At 62.3% G+C, this 18708-nt stretch carries 17 protein-coding genes; 12 read left to right on the top strand and 5 right to left on the bottom strand.

All coding sequences use genetic code 11. The features are described 5' to 3' along the window. Positions 1 to 111: 111 nt before the first annotated feature. The 5 genes from ACMKFF_RS01865 (at position 112) to nagA (ending at position 7178) form a co-directional block, all read left to right on the top strand. Positions 112 to 1515, top strand: a complete 1404-nt coding sequence (locus tag ACMKFF_RS01865; protein WP_419495860.1) for an MATE family efflux transporter — start codon at positions 112 to 114, stop codon at positions 1513 to 1515. Next, positions 1516 to 3276, top strand: coding sequence for an ABC transporter ATP-binding protein (locus ACMKFF_RS01860; RefSeq protein ID WP_418464076.1), 1761 nt, complete (start codon positions 1516 to 1518; stop codon positions 3274 to 3276). Between the two features lie 268 nt (positions 3277 to 3544). After that, complete coding sequence (locus ACMKFF_RS01855) at positions 3545 to 4630, top strand: phosphotransferase enzyme family protein (RefSeq protein WP_367926879.1); 1086 nt, start codon at positions 3545 to 3547, stop codon at positions 4628 to 4630. A gap of 9 nt (positions 4631 to 4639) precedes the next feature. Then, positions 4640 to 6028 carry an ROK family protein gene (locus ACMKFF_RS01850; protein WP_419495859.1) on the top strand — a complete coding sequence of 463 codons (1389 nt, stop codon included), beginning with the start codon at positions 4640 to 4642 and terminating at the stop codon, positions 6026 to 6028. 22 nt (positions 6029 to 6050) lie between these two features. Continuing rightward, complete coding sequence (gene nagA / locus ACMKFF_RS01845) at positions 6051 to 7178, top strand: N-acetylglucosamine-6-phosphate deacetylase (protein WP_419495858.1); 1128 nt, start codon at positions 6051 to 6053, stop codon at positions 7176 to 7178. A 45-nt stretch (positions 7179 to 7223) separates the two neighbouring features. On the opposite strand, the gene ACMKFF_RS01840 is transcribed toward nagA, so the two are convergent. Further along, the gene (locus ACMKFF_RS01840; RefSeq protein WP_419495857.1) at positions 7224 to 7904 is read right to left on the bottom strand and encodes an ATP-binding protein; all 681 of its coding nucleotides are present in this window, start codon (positions 7902 to 7904) and stop codon (positions 7224 to 7226) included. After that, positions 7885 to 8178 carry a hypothetical protein gene (locus ACMKFF_RS01835; RefSeq protein ID WP_349136997.1) on the bottom strand — a complete coding sequence of 98 codons (294 nt, stop codon included), beginning with the start codon at positions 8176 to 8178 and terminating at the stop codon, positions 7885 to 7887. Before ACMKFF_RS01835 ends, ACMKFF_RS01840 begins: the two co-directional genes overlap by 20 nt. Before the next feature lie 144 nt (positions 8179 to 8322). Here ACMKFF_RS01835 and ACMKFF_RS01830 point away from each other — a divergent pair, with 144 nt between their 5' ends. The 4 genes from ACMKFF_RS01830 to ACMKFF_RS01815 all read left to right on the top strand — a co-directional run bounded on the left by ACMKFF_RS01830 (position 8323) and on the right by ACMKFF_RS01815 (position 13256). Continuing rightward, positions 8323 to 9729 (top strand): aminoacyl-histidine dipeptidase, encoded by a 1407-nt coding sequence (locus ACMKFF_RS01830; protein ID WP_419495856.1) that lies wholly within the window; start codon positions 8323 to 8325, stop codon positions 9727 to 9729. Then, complete coding sequence (locus ACMKFF_RS01825) at positions 9729 to 10529, top strand: amidohydrolase family protein (protein WP_419495855.1); 801 nt, start codon at positions 9729 to 9731, stop codon at positions 10527 to 10529. The genes ACMKFF_RS01830 and ACMKFF_RS01825 overlap by 1 nt, the downstream gene beginning before the upstream one ends. A 1-nt stretch (position 10530) precedes the next feature. Continuing rightward, positions 10531 to 11490 (top strand): Gfo/Idh/MocA family protein, encoded by a 960-nt coding sequence (locus ACMKFF_RS01820; protein ID WP_419495854.1) that lies wholly within the window; start codon positions 10531 to 10533, stop codon positions 11488 to 11490. A 344-nt stretch (positions 11491 to 11834) separates the two neighbouring features. Next, the gene (locus ACMKFF_RS01815; protein WP_349136993.1) at positions 11835 to 13256 is read left to right on the top strand and encodes an NCS2 family permease; all 1422 of its coding nucleotides are present in this window, start codon (positions 11835 to 11837) and stop codon (positions 13254 to 13256) included. Between the two features lie 452 nt (positions 13257 to 13708). Here ACMKFF_RS01815 and ACMKFF_RS01810 read toward each other — a convergent pair whose 3' ends face one another. Continuing rightward, positions 13709 to 14116: a hypothetical protein gene (locus ACMKFF_RS01810; protein ID WP_349136992.1), complete on the bottom strand. Its 408-nt coding sequence runs from the start codon at positions 14114 to 14116 to the stop codon at positions 13709 to 13711. Between the two features lie 210 nt (positions 14117 to 14326). Between ACMKFF_RS01810 and ACMKFF_RS01805 the strand changes: the two genes are divergently transcribed. Both ACMKFF_RS01805 and ACMKFF_RS01800 read left to right on the top strand, forming a co-directional pair. Next, positions 14327 to 15391, top strand: a complete 1065-nt coding sequence (locus ACMKFF_RS01805; protein WP_419495853.1) for a D-alanine--D-alanine ligase family protein — start codon at positions 14327 to 14329, stop codon at positions 15389 to 15391. A 1-nt stretch (position 15392) separates the two neighbouring features. Next, complete coding sequence (locus ACMKFF_RS01800) at positions 15393 to 15815, top strand: DUF1934 domain-containing protein (protein WP_367926869.1); 423 nt, start codon at positions 15393 to 15395, stop codon at positions 15813 to 15815. A 50-nt stretch (positions 15816 to 15865) separates the two neighbouring features. Here the strand turns inward: ACMKFF_RS01800 and ACMKFF_RS01795 are convergent, their stop codons facing one another. Both ACMKFF_RS01795 and ACMKFF_RS01790 read right to left on the bottom strand, forming a co-directional pair. Next, the gene (locus ACMKFF_RS01795; protein WP_419495852.1) at positions 15866 to 16411 is read right to left on the bottom strand and encodes a TIGR01440 family protein; all 546 of its coding nucleotides are present in this window, start codon (positions 16409 to 16411) and stop codon (positions 15866 to 15868) included. Next, the gene (locus ACMKFF_RS01790; RefSeq protein ID WP_419495851.1) at positions 16404 to 16949 is read right to left on the bottom strand and encodes an ECF transporter S component; all 546 of its coding nucleotides are present in this window, start codon (positions 16947 to 16949) and stop codon (positions 16404 to 16406) included. The genes ACMKFF_RS01795 and ACMKFF_RS01790 overlap by 8 nt, the downstream gene beginning before the upstream one ends. A 109-nt stretch (positions 16950 to 17058) precedes the next feature. Between ACMKFF_RS01790 and ACMKFF_RS01785 the strand changes: the two genes are divergently transcribed. Further along, the gene (locus ACMKFF_RS01785; RefSeq protein WP_419495850.1) at positions 17059 to 18435 is read left to right on the top strand and encodes a PLP-dependent aminotransferase family protein; all 1377 of its coding nucleotides are present in this window, start codon (positions 17059 to 17061) and stop codon (positions 18433 to 18435) included. The last annotated feature ends 273 nt before the right edge of the window (positions 18436 to 18708 follow it).

Below are 18708 nucleotides of genomic sequence, written 5' to 3'. Positions count from 1 at the left end.
GCCCCGTCCCTGCAGGGCTCCCATAAGCCGCCTCTTGCTTTTCCGCACGGATTCTGTTACAATAGGCAGACTGTGAAGAAAAAGATAGAAAGAATAGAGGAGGAAAGAGGCGTGCATTTATCGCTCAGAAAGAAATACATCGGAAATGCGGCGTTCTATAAAATGGCGCTCGCCGTTGCAGTCCCCATCATGATCCAGAACGGCATCACAAACTTCGTCAGCCTGCTGGATAATATCATGGTCGGCCGCGTCGGCACGGAGCAGATGACCGGCGTTGCCATCGTCAATCAGCTGATCTTTGTGTTTAACCTTGCCATTTTCGGCGCGGTGTCCGGCGCGGGTATTTTCGGTGCGCAGTATTACGGCAAGGGTGACTGGGACGGCGTGCGGCAGACGTTCCGCTTCAAGCTGCTCGTCTGCACGGCCCTTACGGTGCTCGGCGCGTGCATTTTCCTGCTGTTCGGCGAGGACCTGATCCTCCTGTACCTCAAGGGCGACGGCTCCCCGGAGCAGATCGCGGCCAGCCTCGGCTATGCAAAGGAATATCTGCTCATCATGCTCGTCGGCTTTATCCCGTTTACGCTGGCGCAGTGCTATTCCGGCACGCTGCGTGAGACGGGCCAGACCGTCGTGCCCATGGTTGCGGGCGTCGTGTCCGTTGTGGTGAATCTCTGCTTCAACACGCTGCTGATCTTCGGCTATCTCGGCTTCCCGCGGCTCGGGGCCTCGGGTGCGGCTATTGCCACGGTCATTGCGCGCTTTGTCGAGGCGGGTGTCGTCATGCTCTGGGCGCACCGCAACCCGGAGCGCGTGCCCTATCTGCGCGGCGTGTACCGCTCGTTCCGCATCCCGGCCGCGCTGGCCCGCGACATTGCGAAAAAGAGCATCCCGCTCCTGTTGAACGAAACGCTCTGGGCGGCAGGTATGGCGCTGCTGGCGCAGTGCTACTCTGTGCGCGGCTATGATGTTGTCTCGGCCTATAACATCTGCTCGACCGTCTCGAACGTGTTCAATGTCGCCTTTATGGCCATGGGCAATGCCGTCGGCATCCTCGTCGGCCAGCTGCTCGGCGCGGGGAAGATGGAGGAAGCCGCCGATACGGACCGTAAGCTCATCACGTTCTCCGTCGTCATCTGCATCGTGCTCGGCGGCCTGATGTCCCTGGTCGCCCACCTGTTTCCGCAGATCTATAACACGTCTGACAGCATCCGCGGCTTTGCGGCCTCGTTTATCCGCATCTGCGCGCTGTGCATGCCGATCAATGCGCTGGCCAACGCCTGCTATTTTACCCTGCGCTCCGGCGGCAAGACGTTCGTGACGTTCCTGTTCGACAGCTTCTATGTCTGCGTGCTGACCGTGCCGATGGCCTTTGTGCTCAGCCGCTTCACCGGCCTGCCGATCGTGCCGCTGTTCCTCTGCTGCCAGCTGGCCGATATCGGCAAGTGCGTTGTCGGCCTCATCATGATCCGCCGCGGCGTCTGGATCCAGAACATTGTCGGAAAGGAGGCGGCCTGAGTGAAGCGCGATACCCGCTATTATCAGCAGCATGGCCTGCTGCGCATTTTCCTGTCGTATTTCGGTCCGCACCGCCGTCTGTTTCTGCTGGACATGCTCTGCGCGCTGTTCATCGGCGCGGTCGATCTCATTTTTCCGCTCATCTCCCGCCGCGCGATCAACACGATGCTGCCCGCGCACGCCTACCATACGTTCTTTGTCGTCATGGGCATCATGGCGGCGGCGTACCTCGTGCGCGCGTTCTTCTATTATATCATCGCCTATTACGGCCATACGTTCGGCATCCGCGTTGAGGCCGATATCCGCCGCGACCTGTTCCGCCACATGCAGAGCCTCGGCTATGAATTCTATGACCACAACCGCACGGGCCAGCTCATGAGCCGTCTGACGACGGACCTGTTCGAGATCACGGAGCTGGCGCACCACGGCCCTGAGGACCTGATGATCTCCCTGCTGACGATCGTCGGCGCGCTCGCCGTCATGTTCACGATCGAGTGGCGTCTGGCCCTGGTCGTGTGCGTCATCCTGCCGATCCTGCTTATCGTCGTCATCACGCGCCGCCGGAAAATGAGCAGGGTCTCGCGCGGCGTGAAGAAGCGCACGGCGGCCATCAACGCCGAGATCGAGTCCTCGCTCTCCGGCATCCGCACGGCGAAGGCCTTCGCGAACGAGGCCGTGGAGTTCGGCAAGTTCAGCGAGGCCAACGACCGCTTCAAGGTCTCGAAGCGGGAGTTCCACCGCGAGATGGGCATTTTCTCCGGCTCGCTGGAGTTCTTCCTCTCGATCCTGAGCGTGGCCGTTATCACCGTGGGCGGCACGCTCATCATGCAGGGCCGGATGGATCTGGTCGACCTGTTCACGTTCTCCCTGTATATCTCCACGTTCACGAGCCCCGTGCGCAAGCTCGTAAATTTCGCCGAGATGTTCGCCAACGGCTTTGCGGGCCTCGGCCGCTTCGTCGAGCTGATGCGCACGGAGCCGAAGCTGCGCGACGCGCCGGATGCGAAAGCGCTCGGACATGTCCGGGGCGCGATCGACGTTGAGGACGTCTCGTTCTCCTATGAGGAAAATCAGGAGGTGCTCGAGCACGTCACGCTGCACGTCCGGCCCGGCGAGACCGTTGCGGTCGTCGGCCCGTCCGGCGGCGGCAAAAGCACGCTGTGCCGCCTGATCCCGCGCTTTTATGACGTGACGTCCGGCCGCATCTGCATCGACGGGCAGGACGTGCGCTCGGTCACGCAGGAGTCCCTGCACCACGCCATCGGTGTCGTGCAGCAGGATGTGTTCCTGTTTGCCGACACCATTGCGAACAACATCCGCTACGGCCGCCCGGACGCTACCATGGAGGAAATCCGGGAGGCGGCGCGGCAGGCGGAAATTTATGACGATATCATGGCCATGCCCGACGGCTTCGACACCTATGTCGGCGAGCGCGGCACGCTCCTGTCCGGCGGACAGAAGCAGCGCGTGTCCATCGCGCGTATTTTCCTGAAGAATCCGCCTATCCTGATCCTGGACGAGGCCACGAGCGCGCTCGACAGTGTGACGGAGTCGAAGATCCAGCACGCGCTCGACCATCTGGCCGAGGGCCGCACGACGCTCATCATCGCCCACCGCCTTTCGACCATCCGCAGCGCCTCGCGCATTCTGGTCGTGGCGGACGGCCGCATCTGCGAGCAGGGCACGCACGAGGAGCTTATGCGCCTCGGCGGCCTGTATGCAACCCTGCGCAGCACGCAGGACCTCAGCAGCGCGGAATGACCCCTGCGAATGCCCAAAAGATACCCGATAAAATGTGAACTTTTTTGGAAGGACCGTCGAAAATGGGATATTTGCTTGCTATTATGGTAAAATCCTGATATAATAGCGGAAATTCGGTCGACGTAACGACCTGTTCTTGGACGGCGCGCCGGAAATCTTGCCAAAAACATGGATTCCGACGCATTACAAGGAAAACAAGACCGCAATGCGGATTCCCATCCGCCTGTACGGCGGCATAGCATGGGAAAAACGAGAGGATGATACTGCTTTGAAGACTGCACACCGCGTGGAGCCAGCCATTACCCACTTCGCCATCAGCGGCGCTCCGATCACCTGCGAGAAATACGGCCACGGCCACATCAACTGCACCTATCAGGTCAAGACGGACGACGGGCATGCCTATATTCTCCAGCGCATCAACCGCTATGTGTTTGCCGATCCGAAGGCTGTGATGGAGAATGTCGGTGCCGTGACACAGTACCTGCGGGAGCGCGCGGAGGATCCCCATGAGGTCCTGAATTTTATTCCGGCCGATACCGGGGTATACTATCATATCGATGAGGCGGGCGAGTACTGGCGCTGCTATGAATTTGCCGACGGCATCTGCCTTGAGGCCCCGGAGTCCGACACCGACTTCTATGAGAGCGCCATCGCCTTCGGCCGCTTCCAGGAGATGCTGCGCGAGTTCCCTGCGGAGACGCTCCACGAGACGATTCCCCTGTTCCACAACACAACGAACCGCTACCGCATCTTCCGCAAGGCCCTGCAGGACGATCTCGCGGGCCGCGCGGCGGGCGTGCCGGACGATATCCGCTTCGCGCTCGACCGCGAGCAGGAGGCGGGCACGCTCTGCAGCCTGCTCGACAGCGGCGAGCTGCCGCTGCGCGTCACGCACAACGATACGAAGCTCAATAACGTCCTGTTCGACCGCCGGACGCGCAAGGCGCTGTGCGTGCTCGATCTCGACACCGTCATGCCCGGCTCGTCGCTGTATGACTACGGTGATTCTATCCGCTTTGGCGCGGCGACTGCGGCCGAGGATGAGAAGGACCTTTCGAAAATGGGCATCAATCTGCACCTGTTCCAGGTCTACACGGCGGGGTATCTCGCCGCCTGCAAGAGCCTGACACCCAAGGAGCTGGAGCTGCTGCCGCTCGGCGCAAAGATCATCACGCTCGAGCTGGCCGTGCGCTTCCTGACCGACTATCTCGACGGCGACCGCTATTTCCGCGTCGCCTACCCCGAGCACAATCTCGTGCGCGCCCGTGCGCAGATGAAGCTGGTGGCCGACATGGAGGCCCACTGGGACGAAATGCAGGCCATCGTCGCAGAAGAAGCGGCAAAGCGAAACTGAGGAGGAGCTATGCAGTATTTAGGCGTTGAATATTCCGTCAAGCATATGCCGGAGCTCGATCCGGACTTTATCCCCTTCGGCGTGTGGCTCGAGGCCTATGCCAGGGGCGCGGAAAAGCCCCTGACCATCGCGCTCGAGCGCGATCAGGGCAAGATCTCCGTCCGTGAGACGAAGATCCACGGCACGCCGGAAATGGCCGAGGCCGATTATCGCTATGTCGAGCGCTATGTGAAATTCCTGCTGTGGTCCATCGGCGGCTTCCGCATCTGGATCTGCGGCGACAGCGCGCTGGCGCAGCGCCTGCAGCGCGCCTATACCCTCACGGGCGAGCGCGCATTTGATGTGCAGTTCATGCAGGACGTCTATGAAGTGCCGTTCGAGGTCATCGACTGCACGCCCGAGCAGCTGCCGCAGGCAAACGAGTCCTCCGTCGCCATCGGCGGCCATATGGAGGGCTGCCGCATCGGCTTTGACGCGGGCGGCTCCGACCGCAAGGTCTCTGCGGTCATCGACGGCAAGACCGTTTATTCCGAGGAGGTCGTCTGGCACCCGAAGACGGAGCCGGACCCCCAGTATCATTTCGACGGCATCGTCGAGGCGTTCCGCACGGCCGCATCCAAAATGCCGCGCGTGGACGGCATCGGCGTTTCCTCCGCCGGTGTGTTTATCGGCAACAGCCCGATGGTCTCCGCCCTGTTCTTGAAGGTCCCGCGCGAGAAGCGCGAGCTTGTCAAGACGATCTATGACCGCGCGGCCAGGGAGATCGGCGATGTGCCGATCGTCGTGGCGAACGACGGCGACGTGACGGCGCTGGCCGGGGCCATGGGCCTGGAGTGCGGCTCCGTTATGGGCATGGCTATGGGTACGTCCGAGGCCGTCGGCTATGTCGACGCCGAGGGCAAGGTGCTCGGCTGGCTCAATGAGCTGGCCTTTGCGCCGGTCGACCTCTTTGAGGACGCCATGGCGGACGAGTGGTCCACGGACATCGGCGTCGGCTGCAAGTATTTCTCGCAGGACGCCGTCATCAAGCTCGCGCCGCGCGCCGGCATCGAGCTGGATTCCGCGCTCACGCCCGCTGAAAAGCTCAAGGTCGTGCAGAACCTCATGGAGAAGGGCGACAGCCGCGCCCGCCGGATCTTCGCCTCCATCGGCGCATATCTGGCCCATACGCTGAAGCTGTACTGCCGCTTCTACGACGTGCACCACATGATCGTGCTCGGCCGCGTCATGTCCGGCCTCGGCGGCAGCGTCATTCTCGAGACCTGCCTGTCCATCCTGAACGAGGAATATCCGGAGCTTGCGCAGAAGGTGCGCGTCATGCTGCCGGATGAGAAAACGCGCCGTGTCGGCCAGTCTGTGGCGGCCGCCAGTCTGCCGGAGCTGCGCAAAAACGCCTGAGCCCGGACGGAGGGAGAATATCATGCAGTTTCAGAATGCAATGATCTATACGGAGAAATTCCGCTTTGAGCACGGGGCCTTCGCCGTGGAAAACGGCCGCTTCGCGCGTGTGCTGGGCCAGCCGGGCCCGGACGCCGTCGATCTGCACGGCGCCTATGTCATCCCCGGCCTGCTCGATATCCACACGCACGGCAATTCCGGCGCGGATTACTCCGACGGCAATTGGGACGACTATGTCCGCATGGCGCGCTACAGTGCCAGGAACGGCATCACCTCCATTGCCCCCACGACGCTGACCCTGCCGTATGAGACGCTGGCTGCGGCCTTTGCCACGGCCTACCGCATGGCGGACGAGCGCCCCGCGGGCTGCGCTGTCGTGCGCGGCGCGCATATGGAGGGACCGTTCTTCAGCGAGAAGAAAAAGGGCGCGCAGAACGCCGCCTATCTCCGTGAGCCGGACTTTGAGGCGTTCAGCAAGCTCTTTGCCGCCGGCAACGGCATCGTCCGCATCGTGGACGTCGCGCCGGAGCTGCCCGGTGCAGCGGAATTTGTGCGCAAGGCAAGCAAGCGGTGCACCGTCTCCATCGCGCACACGGATGCGTCCTATGACGATGCCGTCTGCGCCATTGAAGCAGGCGTCACGCACCTGACGCACCTGTATAATGCTATGCCCGGCATCCACCACCGCAAGCCCGGCGTCATCCCGGCCGCGGTCGAGAACGAGCAGGTGAGCGCGGAGCTCATCAGCGACGGCCAGCATGTCCACCCCGCCTCCGTGCGGCTGGCGTTCCGCATGTTCGGCCCGGCGCGCATGGTGCTCATCTCCGATTCGCTGCGCTGCTGCGGCATGCCCGACGGCGAGTATGAGCTGGGCGGCCAGCCCGTGTTCCTGCAGGGCGGCGTGGCCCGCCTGTCCGACGGGACCATCGCAGGCTCCGCTACGAATGTCTATGACTGCATGCTGCGTGCCATTTCGTTCGGCATTCCGCGCGAGGATGCCGTCCGCGCCGCGACCTATAACCCCGCCCGGCAGCTCGGCTGCCTGGACGAGGTCGGCTCTATCCGCGACGGCAAGCAGGCGGATTTCGTGATCTGCGATGCCGAGCTGAACCGCCGTGAGGTCTGGCTGGCCGGAGAAAAGCTGGCCTGAAAAAAGCGACGCCCTGAGAAGCATTTCTGCTTCTCAGGGCGATTTTTATGCTACCTCTTCCCCGCTTGGCGTTAGAATGACGACGCGCAGCGGGATATCCCGGCCGGAGGCGGCGAGCGCCGTCTCCACGGCGTAGGTCAGGCCGCCGCAGCACGGTACCTGCATCCGCACGACGAGGACGGAGCGGATGTCGTTCCGGCGGAACAGCTCCGTGAGCTTTTCGCTGTAGTCCACGGCGTCGAGCTTCGGACAGCCGATCATGGCGATGCGTCCGGCAAGATAGCGGCTGTGGAACTGCGCGCAGGAAAACGCCGTGCAGTCCGCGGCAATGACAAGGTCCGCACCCTGCAGATAGGGTGCCGAGGTGCTCAGCAGCCTGATCTGCACGGGCCAGTTCTGCAGGGCGGACGCCGCGCCGTCCTGCGCGGGTGCGGCGGACGGGGTGAAGCGCATGGCCTGCGCGCCGGGGCAGCCGCCCGCCGGGGACTGCGCCGCCTTGGCGGCCTGCACGGCGGCCTCGTCATAGGCAGGGGCCTCGCGCTCCACAAAGCGGATGGCATCGGCCGGGCAGGCGGGCAGGCAGTCGCCGAGCCCGTCGCAGAAATGCTCGCGGGCCAGCGTCGCCTTGCCGTTCACCATGGCGATGGCGCCCTCGTGGCAGGCCTTCGCGCACAGGCCGCAGCCGGTGCAGCGTTCTTCGTCGATTTCAATGATCCGTCTGATCATGGGTGTTATCCTCCGATTTGCGTAACTTTCGGTTGGCTTTCTGCCGTTCGGCAATGGCCATCATCTGCTCATACATTGCGTCGCCCACGCACTGGCGGGCATATTTGCACCACTGCACGCAGCTGAGCGTGTCGTTATAGACCACAAAGCCGCAGTGCTCGCACACGGCCTGCGTGTCGCAGGTGAACAGCTCGATCTCGCTGCCGCACTGCGGGCAGACCTTCTCCAAAATTTCGGGCGTGCGGGGCTTCCCCTGACATCCTTCCAGAATCATGGCATTCCCTCCTGTTCGCATCTATTTTAACAAATGCAGGCGGAAAGTCTGTTGGAATGCCAACGAAACCGAAATTCTGCGTGTCTGACCCGTGGACAATATCCGAAAAATGTGCTATGATGAGCAAAAAAGGAGGCTATTGTTATGCGTGTTTTAGAAGGACTTCAGCCTGCGGCTGCGTTGGGCTTTTTTGAGACGCTGTGCGCCATCCCGCACGGCTCGCGCGACACGAAGGCGATCTCGGACTACTGCGTCCGCTTCGCGCAGGAGCGCGGCCTGAGCTGGCAGCAGGACGGGTCGAACAACGTCATCATCCGCAAGCCGGCCAGCCCCGGCTATGAGGACCATCCCACCGTGATCCTGCAGGGCCACCTCGACATGGTCTGCGAGAAGGATGCGGACTGCGACATCGATTTTTCGAAGGACGGCCTGCGCCTGCGCCATGACGACACCTATATTTTTGCCGACGGCACGACGCTCGGCGGCGACGACGGCATCGCCGTGGCCTATGCGCTGGCGGTGCTGGACTCAAGCGAGCTGAAGCACCCGCCGCTCGAGGCGGTGTTTACCGTCGACGAGGAGATCGGCATGCTCGGCGCGGCAGCCCTCGATATGAGCGGCCTGCAGGGCCGTGTGCTGCTGAACATCGACTCTGAGGACGAGGGCATCCTGACCGTCAGCTGCGCCGGAGGCGCGACGTCCTGTCTGACCGTTCCCGTCAAGCGTGTTCCTGCGCAGGGGAAGGCTTGGCGTGTCGGTGTGCGCGGCCTGACCGGCGGCCACAGCGGCGTGGAGATCAACAAGGGCCGCGCCAATGCCAACAAGGTCCTTGCGGCGGCGCTGCAGGGCCTGCCCGTCACGCTGTGCTCCATCGCGGGCGGCAGCAAGGACAATGCCATCCCGCGTGCGTCCGAGGCCATCGTTGTCAGCGAGGCGGACGATTTTGCTGCGCTGTTTGCAGCGAATGCGGCCAAAGCCGCCCTGCCGGAGACGGAGCAGCATGCGGAATTCTACTGCGAGCCTGCCGAGGCGGGCGAGATGCTGGCCGAGAGCGAGGCCGTGCTTGGCCTTCTGAACGCCGTGCCGAACGGTGTGCAGGCCATGAGCAGCGACATCCCCGGCCTTGTGCAGACCTCCCTGAACCTTGGCATCCTGACGACGGACGCCGATGCCGTGCGCCTGACGTTCTCGGTGCGCAGCTCCGTGAACCGCGAGAAGTTCGGCCTCATCGATCAGCTCAAGGCGCTGGCTGCCCGCTTCGGCGGCAGCTACAGCGAATCCGGCGAGTACCCCGCATGGGAGTACCAGAAGGATTCCCGCCTGCGCGAGGTCATGGTCGAGGTGTTCGAGGCCCAGTACGGCCGCAAGCCGGTCGTGGAGGCTATCCATGCCGGTCTGGAGTGCGGTATTTTCTCCGACCGCCTGCCCGGTCTGGATGCCGTCTCGTTCGGCCCGCAGATGCATGACATCCACACGTCACGCGAGAGGCTCGACATCGCCTCGACGGCGCGGACGTGGGAGTATCTCGTGGCGGTGCTGGAGCGCCTGTGATGAAGGTTTTTGACGCCCACTGCCACATTTACCCGGCAAAGATCGCCCGCAAGGCCGCCCAGACCACGGCGGCCTTCTATAACTACACCGGCGAGACGCTCGACGGCACGGTGCAGACGCTGTTCGCCCACGGCGGCGGCATTACCAAATTTCTTGTGCAGTCCGTAGCGACACGGCCGGATCAGGTGCAGCATATCAACGAGTTCATCGCCCGCGAGGTCGCGCAGTTCCCGGACCGCCTGTACGGCTTCGGCGCGCTGCACCCCGATTCGCCGACGCTGGAGGAGGATATCGCCCACCTGCGCGCTCTGGGCCTGCACGGCGTGAAGCTGCATCCGGACATCCAGGGTTTCCGCCTCGACGATCCGCGCTGCTTTGCGCTGGCGGAGCAGTGCGAGGGCGTGCTGCCCCTGCTCCTGCACACGGGAGACAGCCGCTATGACTTCTCCAATCCGAACCGCCTTATCCCGCTGCTGCGGCGATTCCCGCGCCTGACGGTCATCGGCGCGCATTTCGGCGGCTACACGATCTGGCAGGAGGCCGCGCGGCAGCTTGCCGGACGCTTTGAAAACCTCTGGGTCGACTGCTCGTCGTCGTTCTTCGCCATGGACGTCGCCGCCGGGCGCGCGCTCATCGACGCCTACGGTGCGGACCGTGTGTTGTTCGGCACGGATTACCCCATGTGGGATCCGCAGCACGAGCTGGCGCGTTTGCGCGGCATGCACCTTGCGCCGGAGACGGAGCGGAAGATCCTCTATGACAATGCTGCTGCCCTGTTTGGGCTGGAAGGAGAGAACTGATATGCTGCGAGTGGGTACCGTCGGGACAAGCTCGATCATGCGGACCATTCAGGAGGCCATCCGTCTGACGGACGGCATGGAGTGCCGTGTGGTCTATTCCCGCACCGAGGAGCAGGGCCGCGCCTTCGCGGCGGAGATGGGCGTGCCGGAGCACTGCACGGACTATGCCGCCATGCTGGAGCGCAGCGACCTTGACCTCATCGACATCGCCTCGCCGAACCGCTTCCATGTGGAGCAGGCCCTTGCCGCGCTGGAGCACGGCAAGCACGTCATCGTAGAAAAGCCCGCCGCCGTGACCCGCGGCGACGTGCAGCGGCTCATCGACGCCGCGCGCGCAAACGGCGTGTACTTCTTTGAGGCCATCACGACGCTGTTCATGCCGCAGTACGAGGCCTGCCGCCTGCTGCTGCCGAAGCTCGGGCGCATCGAGCAGGCGCACATCACCTATGCGCAGTATTCCTCGCGCTACGATGCCTATCTGCGCGGCGAGAACCCGAATATCTTCAACCCTGCCATGCAGGCCGGTGCGCTCAACGACATGGGCGTTTACTGCGTGCATATGGCCGTCGACCTGTTCGGCGCGCCGCAGGACGTCCGGTATCTGGCGGAGCTCGGCCCGAACGGCATCGATCTGGCCGGGCGGCTGACACTGACGTATCCGTCCCTGACGTGCGAGATCCTCACGGCGAAAAACGCCGACCTCGGCAGCGGCTGCCGCATCACGGGTGAGAACGGCTGGTTCGCGGAGGACGGGCCCATCAACGCCTTCGGCGGCTGCACGGCCGAACTGAACGGCGAACCGGTCGACGTGGCGCTGCCGCAGGCCGAGAACCGCATGGTCTATGAATTTGCCCGCTTCCGCGATGCCATCGTGCAGCACGACACGGCGTTCTTCGACCGCATGGCGGAGCAGTCCGCGCGCGTGGCCGCCGTACTGGAGCAGGCACACCGCACTGCATAACTATCCTGCCAGACACCCTTCCGGAGGAGACTTCTCTTCCGGAGGGGGATCTTTTCGCACAAAAACAAGTCGATAAATAATTTATAACAGGATTTATATTCTAAAATCGCCAGGGGACTCGCGAACGCTATAAAATTATATTTAGGGCATAAAAACTTTTTTATGAAATCTGCACAATTTGGACCTGTATTTTTCTACACCAAATTGTGGAAAATCCATTGCACTTCTGCAAAGAATCTGATATGATAACAGCAATGGGAGCCTGCGGGAGATGCCGCTCCGCGCAGGTCTCTTACGGAACCGCCGGCCCCGGCAGAACCGGCAAAAACAAACGGGAGGTACTTATGGAAAAGTTTTTTGGACTGAAAAAACACGGCACCACCGTCAGAACTGAGATCCTGGCAGGTCTGACCACGTTCATGGCCATGGCTTACATCCTCATGGTCAACGCCAACATGTTCGCCAATCCGTTCAGCGACGGAACGAACGTCCTCGGCGTCAGCTACGGCGCCATCTACATTGCCACCGCGATCTCGGCAGTCATCGGCTCCGTCCTCATCGGACTGCTGTCGAATCTGCCGCTCGCACAGGCCTCCGGCATGGGCCTGAACGCCTTCTTCGTTTATACCGTCTGCGTCGGCTTCGGCTTCACCTACGCCAACGCCCTTGTGTTCGTTCTCGTTGACGGCCTCATCTTCATCCTGCTGACCATCACCGGCCTGCGCAAGAAGATCTTCACCGCCATCCCCGACGCCGTCCGCAAGGCCATCCCCGCAGGCATTGGCCTGTTCATCGCGTTCCTCGGCCTGCAGAATGTCGGCCTCGTCGCGAAGGATGCCAGCACCGGCGTTACCCTCGGCTCCTTCAACCTGTTCAACAATGCCAATGTCAGCTGGGCGACCGTTATGCCCATGATCGTCACCGTCCTGGCCCTCGTGCTCATCGCCGTCCTGTCCAAGAAGGGCGTGCGCGGCGCTGTCCTGTGGGGCATCCTCGGCGGCGCAGCCCTGTATTATGTGCTCGGCCTGACCGTTCCCGGCTTCTATGGCGACCTCAGCTCCACGCTGAAGATCGACTTCGTCGGCCCGTTCCGCGATTTCGGCGAGATGGCCTTCGGCAAGGTCTTCACGGAAGGCTTCGACTTCAGCGCCTATGTCAGCGCCCATGGCACGGCAGACCTGGTCGTCGTCTTCATCACGACGTCCCTGGCCTTCTGCATGGTCGATATGTTCGATACCCTCGGCACGCTGTACGGCGCCTGCGCCCGCGGCAACATGCTGCTGCCGAACGGCGAGGTCCCCAACATGGACAAGGCCATGCTGGCTGACGCCATCGCCACCACCACCGGTGCGATCTGCGGCACCTCCACGGTCACGACGTTCGTCGAGTCCTCTGCCGGTGTTGCAGAGGGCGGCAGAACCGGCCTTGCGGCCATGGCGACTGCTGCGCTCTTCTTCATCGCCATGTTCCTCAGCCCCATCGCCTCGCTCATCCCGACGGCGGCCACCGCTGCTGCCCTCATCTATGTCGGCGTTCTGATGATCAACTGCGTCAAGGACCTCGACTGGATGGATCCGTCCGTTGCTCTGCCCTCGTTCCTCACGATGGCGATGATGCCCTTCACCTACAATATCTCCTACGGCATCGCGTTCGGCCTGATCTCCTATGTGCTCATCCGTATCTTCACCGGCAAGATCCGTGAAGTCAAGGTCGGCACCTGGGTCATCACGATCCTGTTCCTCCTGATGCTGTTCCTCACGCACTAAACGGCAGATAGATGCGTTCCAGCTGCCCCGCTCCGGCGGGGCAGCTTTTTTGCGGTATAAGGCTTCCAGAATTGTCATTGCAAGGCCCCAAGGGGGCCGCGGCGATCTCGGGCAACAGCCTGCGAATTCGCCGAAGGCTGCTTGTTATCTGACCATGTTCTGTGAGATTGCCACGTCGGCTGCGCCTCCTCGCAATGACAAATCTGGAGACCTGTGCGGTCGGCGATAGCGACTGGAAATTTGCAACTGCCAAAGGCGCTCATTACCCGTAAAGGGCACGCCGCATCCGTAAGGCGGCAAAGCCGCCAACGGCTGCGCAGTGAGTGCCGCTACACCCTATATTTCGGTGTTTGCCATTTTCACGGTGCCCGGTGCGAATCCGTCAGCGCCTGCAGAACGCCCCAAAACGATACAAAAAGGGACCGCCACAGGGCGGTCCCTTTGCGCTTCACTCAGTCGATCCCGTCGACCGTGACGTTTTCCACGCCGTTGGCATCGAATTCGGCCAGATATTTCTGCATCCGTTCGTTCAGCTCGTTATACATGCCGGAATCCGGATAGCCGAGATCGCGGCGCGCCAGCTCCTCTGCGAGGATGTCAAAAAATACGGCGTCTTCATAGTATGCAATGGCCTCGTGGATGCCGCCGTCCTCAAAGGCCCGCGACGGGAACGAGATGCCGAGCCGCTTTTCCACGAGCGCGGACAGCGGCGTACCGCTGCACAGGCCGAAAATTTTGCTTTCAATCCGGTCGTACTCCGTGATGCGGTCGTCGCCGCGGGCGGAGTTCAGCACCCAGTTGCCGATATAGACCATGTCCAGAAGCTGGCGGAACTCTGCAGAGGTCAGATCTACGGTCATCGCAGCCTCACCTTCCTTTCCAGACCATTATAGCGGCTTTGCCCGATTTTTTCCACAGGAAAACAAAGAAAAAATGGAAAATACCACTTGTTTTTATCGGCCGGATGGCATATGATATAGTGACTTGAAATGAAGGCAATACCGCATCATTCCCCTTCGGCCCTCGCCGGATCGTGCGGTACTGTCGGAATCCTGATGGAGGAGCAAAACGTGAAAAAACTGAGTGTTTGTGTGCTGTTCGGCGGCGTGTCCCCGGAGCATGAGGTCTCGCTGCGTTCTGCGGAGTCCGTGCTGAACAACCTCGACAAGGAAAAATATAACATCTTTCCGGTCGGCATCACCAAGACCGGCGAATGGATCCTGTACGGCGGCAGGGACTACAGCAAGCTGCCGACGGGCGAGTGGCAGCATTGCCCGGAGAACCGCCGCGCGGCGATCTCGCCGGTGCGCGGGCAGGGCCTGCTGAATTTTGAGGGCGACTGCGTTGTGCGTGAGCGCATCGACGTCGTTTTCCCTGTCCTGCACGGCGAAAACGGCGAGGACGGCTCCATTCAGGGCCTGCTGCAGCTGGCCGGTCTGCCCTATGTCGGACCGGGCGTGGCGGCCTCCGCCACCTGCATGGACAAGACGCTGACGAAGCTCGTCGCAGACCGCGCCGGGATCCGGCAGGCGGCGTGGCGGCTCGTCACGACGCGCGAGCTGGCAAATAATCCCGAGGCCGTGCTGGACGGCGTGGAAAAGGCATTCTCCTATCCCGTGTTCATCAAGCCCGCCGGAACGGGCTCGTCTGTCGGCGTGAGCAAGGCCAAAAACCGCGAGGCGCTGCTGGCGGCGCTGACGAATGCGTCAAAATACGACAGCAAGATCCTTGTGGAGGAGTTCATCAACGGCCGCGAGGTCGAGGTCGCCGTGCTCGGCAATGCCGGTCCGGCCGCGTCTGTCTGCGGCGAGATCGACTCCGGCACGGAATTCTATGACTACGACGCCAAATATATCTCCGACTGCGCCCAGCTCTATATCCCGGCGCGCATCCCGGAGGAGGTCTCAGAGCGCGTGCGCGACAACGCCATCCGCATCTATGAGGCCATGGGCTGCCGCGGCCTGTCCCGCGTAGACTTCTTCGTGACCTATGAGGGGCAGGAGATCGTCTTCAACGAGATCAACACCCTGCCCGGCTTCACGTCCATCTCCATGTATCCCAAGCTGTTTGAGGCCAGCGGCATTCCCTATCCCGAGCTGCTGGACAATCTGATCGAGCTGGCGCTGGAGGACTGAGATGAAGGTTGTTCTGACCATCACCGGCTCACAGCGCTTCGGCACGGACGAGCCGGAGAAGACGAGCCTTGTGACGGAGGGCACGCTCGAACGCGAGGGCGACATTCTGCTGCTGTCCTACGAGGAGAGCGAGCTGACGGGCATGGAGGGTACAACGACCGTGTTCCGCGTGGAGCCTGCGCGCATCACCCTGCAGCGCAGCGGCACGCTGGAGTCGCAGATGGTGTTCGAGCTGGGGCATGAGGACCGCTCCCTGTATGACATGGGCTTCGGTGCGCTGATGATTACGGTCCTGACCGACCGCCTCGAAAACACCCTGACGGACGCGGGCGGAGAGATGGACGTCTCGTATTCCGTTGCCATTGAAAACGAAACGGCCGGGCATATCGATTATCATATCCATGTCCGCCCGCAGGAGGCATAAAAACAGGCCTGTTCCACAATTCGCGGAACAGGCCTTGATTTTTCTCTTTTTTACAGCAAGTCCTGATCGTAGACGGCGCGGACACCGCCGATGAACTTCGGGCGGACGCGGGCGGCCAGCAGGATGGCACTGCCGATGTGGTCGAGCTGCAGGCGGACGGGTACGGCGACCTGCTTCAGGTGCATGCCGATGAGCGTTCCGCCGATATCCAGCCCGGCATCGGCACGGATGCTCTCCACGGCGACAGGATCGCGGAAGGCGTGGTAAGCGGCCGTGGCGAACGAGCCGCCCGCCTTCGGCTGCGGGACGACATTCACAATGTCTGCGCCGGGGACGGCCTCGCGCTCGATGATGATGGCGCGGTTCAGGTGTTCGCAGCACTGCGCGGCCAGATACAGGCTGTGGGCCGTGAGCACGCGGTGCAGGGCGGCAAAGACCTGTTCGGCGACCTCCGGACGGGAGTCCGAACCGATGCGGCTGCCGCAGATCTCGCTTGTGGAGCAGCCGATCACGACGATCTGACCGGGATGCAGCTTTGCTTTTTCAATCAGTTCTTCTGCGGCCTGTTCGGCCTGTCTGCAGATTTCCTCAAGCATGGACGGGTTCTCCTTTCATACGGGCCGCAAGATGCGTGCGGTCGAGCAGCGTGAACAGCGCCATACCGGCCACAAGGCCGACGGCCGCCTGCGGCAGGTTCGTCGAGACGGCGGATGCCAGGCTGGGCTTGTAGCCGAACATCGGCAGCTCATACAGGAAGTAGCCGACGACCATGATGATCTCCGCTGCGACGGAGCCGAGCAGAGCGCCGGTGAACGATTTGCCGAACCGGCTGCCGTTCTTTGCGAAGGCGCGGTAGATCAGAGCGGCGGCGAGCGCCATCAGGGCCTTGATGACCAGCGTGCCGGGCACCCAGGTCATGGCGCCGGAGATCAGGTCCGCCAGAGCGGAGCCAATGCCGCCTGCGGCCATGCCCCAGACCGGGCCGAGCACGAAGGCGCTGAGCAGCACCATGCAGTCGCCGAGGTTGAAGTAGCCGCCGATCGGCGAGGGAAGGTGGATGATCATCGTGGCCACACAGGTCAGCGCGGCGAACAGGGCGGCCAGGATCAGGGTGCGGAGCTTTGTCTGTTTCATAATGGGTTTCCTCTCTTGCTTTTCATGGTGAAACCTATTATACTGTAAATTGGACTGATGAAAAGCCCCAAAACAGAATTTTTTAACCAGACCAGATGGAGGAACTGCCATGCTGACCTACACCCTGAAAAAAACGCCCGGCCATCCGCTCTATGAGCAGCTGTACCAGAGCATCCGCGACGATATTGCCGCCGGACGGCTGCCTGCCGGGTCCCGCCTGCCGTCCAAGCGCGTGCTGGCCACCCATCTGGGCGTGAGCGTCGTCACGGTGGAGAGCGCCTATGCCCAGCTGCTGGCCGAGGGCTATGCCGAGGCGCGCCCGCGCAGCGGCGTGTATGTCTGTGCCATCGGCAGCAGCGTCCCTGTGCAGCCGCCGCATATGCCGTCCCTGCCGCAGCCGTCCGCGCCGGAGCCGCTGTTCGACCTCAGCGGCGGCACGGGCGAGGACGTGCCGTTCCCGGCCTCCGTCTGGGTGCGGACGATGCGCGAGGTCATCGCGGACAAGCGCCTGATGCAGTCGGTCGACTTCGCCGGAGCGCCGGAGCTGCGCGCGGCTATTGCGGCCCATCTGGAGCAGGCGCGCGGCCTGCGCGTCTCGCCGGAGCAGATCTTCATCGGCGCGGGCACGGAGTACCTTTATGGCCTCATCGTGCAGCTCCTCGGGCGCAGGCTGCGCTATGCCGTCGAGGACCCCGGCTACCGCAAGATCTCCGGCATCTACGCGGCGAACGATGTGACCGTCTGCCCCATCGGCCTTGACAGCGAGGGCCTGTCCTTGGAAGCGCTGCGGGCCAGCGGCGCGCAGATCGCCCATATTTCCCCGGCGCACCACTATCCTACGGGCATTGTCATGCCCATCCGCCGCCGCAATGCGCTGCTGGCGTGGGCCGCAGAGGCCCCGGAGCGGTATATCATCGAGGACGACTACGACAGCGAGCTGCGCCACACGGGCCTGCCCGTGCCGCCGCTGTTCAGTCTGGACGGGCAGGGCCGGGTGCTGTATCTGAGCACATTTTCCCAGACCATCGCGCCCTCGCTGCGTATTGCCTACCTCTGCCTGCCGCCGCGGCTCATGGAGCGGCTGCGCACGCAGCTCGGCTTTTACGCCTGCGCCGTGCCGAGCTTCGAGCAGTTCACGCTGGCGCGCTTCATTGCCTCCGGCGACTATGAGCGCCATCTGAACCGCCTGCGCAAGCGCTTCCGCGAGAAGCGCGCGGCCATCCTCGCAGCCATTGCGGCCAGCCCTCTGGCGCAGCGCTGCGAGATCATCGAGGAAAACGCCGGGACACACTTCCTGCTGCGGCTGGCGACGTCCCGCTCCGATGCCGAGCTGAAGCAGAGTGCCGCGGAGCGCGGGCTTTCGCTGCGCTTCCTCAGCGACTACCGCAGCGACGGGAAAAACAGCGGCTGCGCGATCGTGAACTATGCCTGCATGCCAACGGAGCGCCTTCCGGCCGCGCTGGAAACGCTGGCAGAGCTTTTATGAGCGAAAAAAGATTGATCCTGAGCGAACTAAATTATGAAAAAATCCGGGCTACGGGAGAGGCTTCATAAGAAAAAAGGCAGTGCAAAACTTGTGCTGCCTTCTTTTTGTACGATCCGAAAACGGGTATACTGGTTTTTGGTGACAAAATCCGACGTTCGCTGTGCCCGCGGAAAAGAAAGTGATATTCCGGGCTTTGCCCGGAGTAAGACTGTCAAAAAACTGCCAAGCCGAAAGTTTCGGAGGGAAGAAAAGTGTGAAAGGAAACCGTCAGGG

The sequence above is a fragment of the Faecousia sp. genome, assembly GCF_048519415.1.
GTDB lineage: Bacteria > Bacillota > Clostridia > Oscillospirales > Oscillospiraceae > JAZOXB01.
The sequence above is the reverse complement of the archived record's forward strand: the minus strand, read 5'-3'. Positions and strand labels throughout refer to the sequence as shown.

Bases quoted from the DNA above. Each gene is read 5' to 3' on its own strand.
- ACMKFF_RS01850 (WP_419495859.1), top strand. From the start codon at position 4,640: ATGCAGTATTTAGGCGTTGAATATTCCGTCAAGCATATGCCGGAGCTC.
- nagA (WP_419495858.1), top strand. From the start codon at position 6,051: ATGCAGTTTCAGAATGCAATGATCTATACGGAGAAATTCCGCTTTGAG.
- ACMKFF_RS01840 (WP_419495857.1), bottom strand. From the start codon at position 7,904: ATGATCAGACGGATCATTGAAATCGACGAAGAACGCTGCACCGGCTGC.
- ACMKFF_RS01835 (WP_349136997.1), bottom strand. From the start codon at position 8,178: ATGATTCTGGAAGGATGTCAGGGGAAGCCCCGCACGCCCGAAATTTTG.
- ACMKFF_RS01830 (WP_419495856.1), top strand. From the start codon at position 8,323: ATGCGTGTTTTAGAAGGACTTCAGCCTGCGGCTGCGTTGGGCTTTTTT.
- ACMKFF_RS01825 (WP_419495855.1), top strand. From the start codon at position 9,729: ATGAAGGTTTTTGACGCCCACTGCCACATTTACCCGGCAAAGATCGCC.
- ACMKFF_RS01820 (WP_419495854.1), top strand. From the start codon at position 10,531: ATGCTGCGAGTGGGTACCGTCGGGACAAGCTCGATCATGCGGACCATT.
- ACMKFF_RS01815 (WP_349136993.1), top strand. From the start codon at position 11,835: ATGGAAAAGTTTTTTGGACTGAAAAAACACGGCACCACCGTCAGAACT.
- ACMKFF_RS01810 (WP_349136992.1), bottom strand. From the start codon at position 14,116: ATGACCGTAGATCTGACCTCTGCAGAGTTCCGCCAGCTTCTGGACATG.
- ACMKFF_RS01800 (WP_367926869.1), top strand. From the start codon at position 15,393: ATGAAGGTTGTTCTGACCATCACCGGCTCACAGCGCTTCGGCACGGAC.
- ACMKFF_RS01795 (WP_419495852.1), bottom strand. From the start codon at position 16,411: ATGCTTGAGGAAATCTGCAGACAGGCCGAACAGGCCGCAGAAGAACTG.
- ACMKFF_RS01790 (WP_419495851.1), bottom strand. From the start codon at position 16,949: ATGAAACAGACAAAGCTCCGCACCCTGATCCTGGCCGCCCTGTTCGCC.
- ACMKFF_RS01785 (WP_419495850.1), top strand. From the start codon at position 17,059: ATGCTGACCTACACCCTGAAAAAAACGCCCGGCCATCCGCTCTATGAG.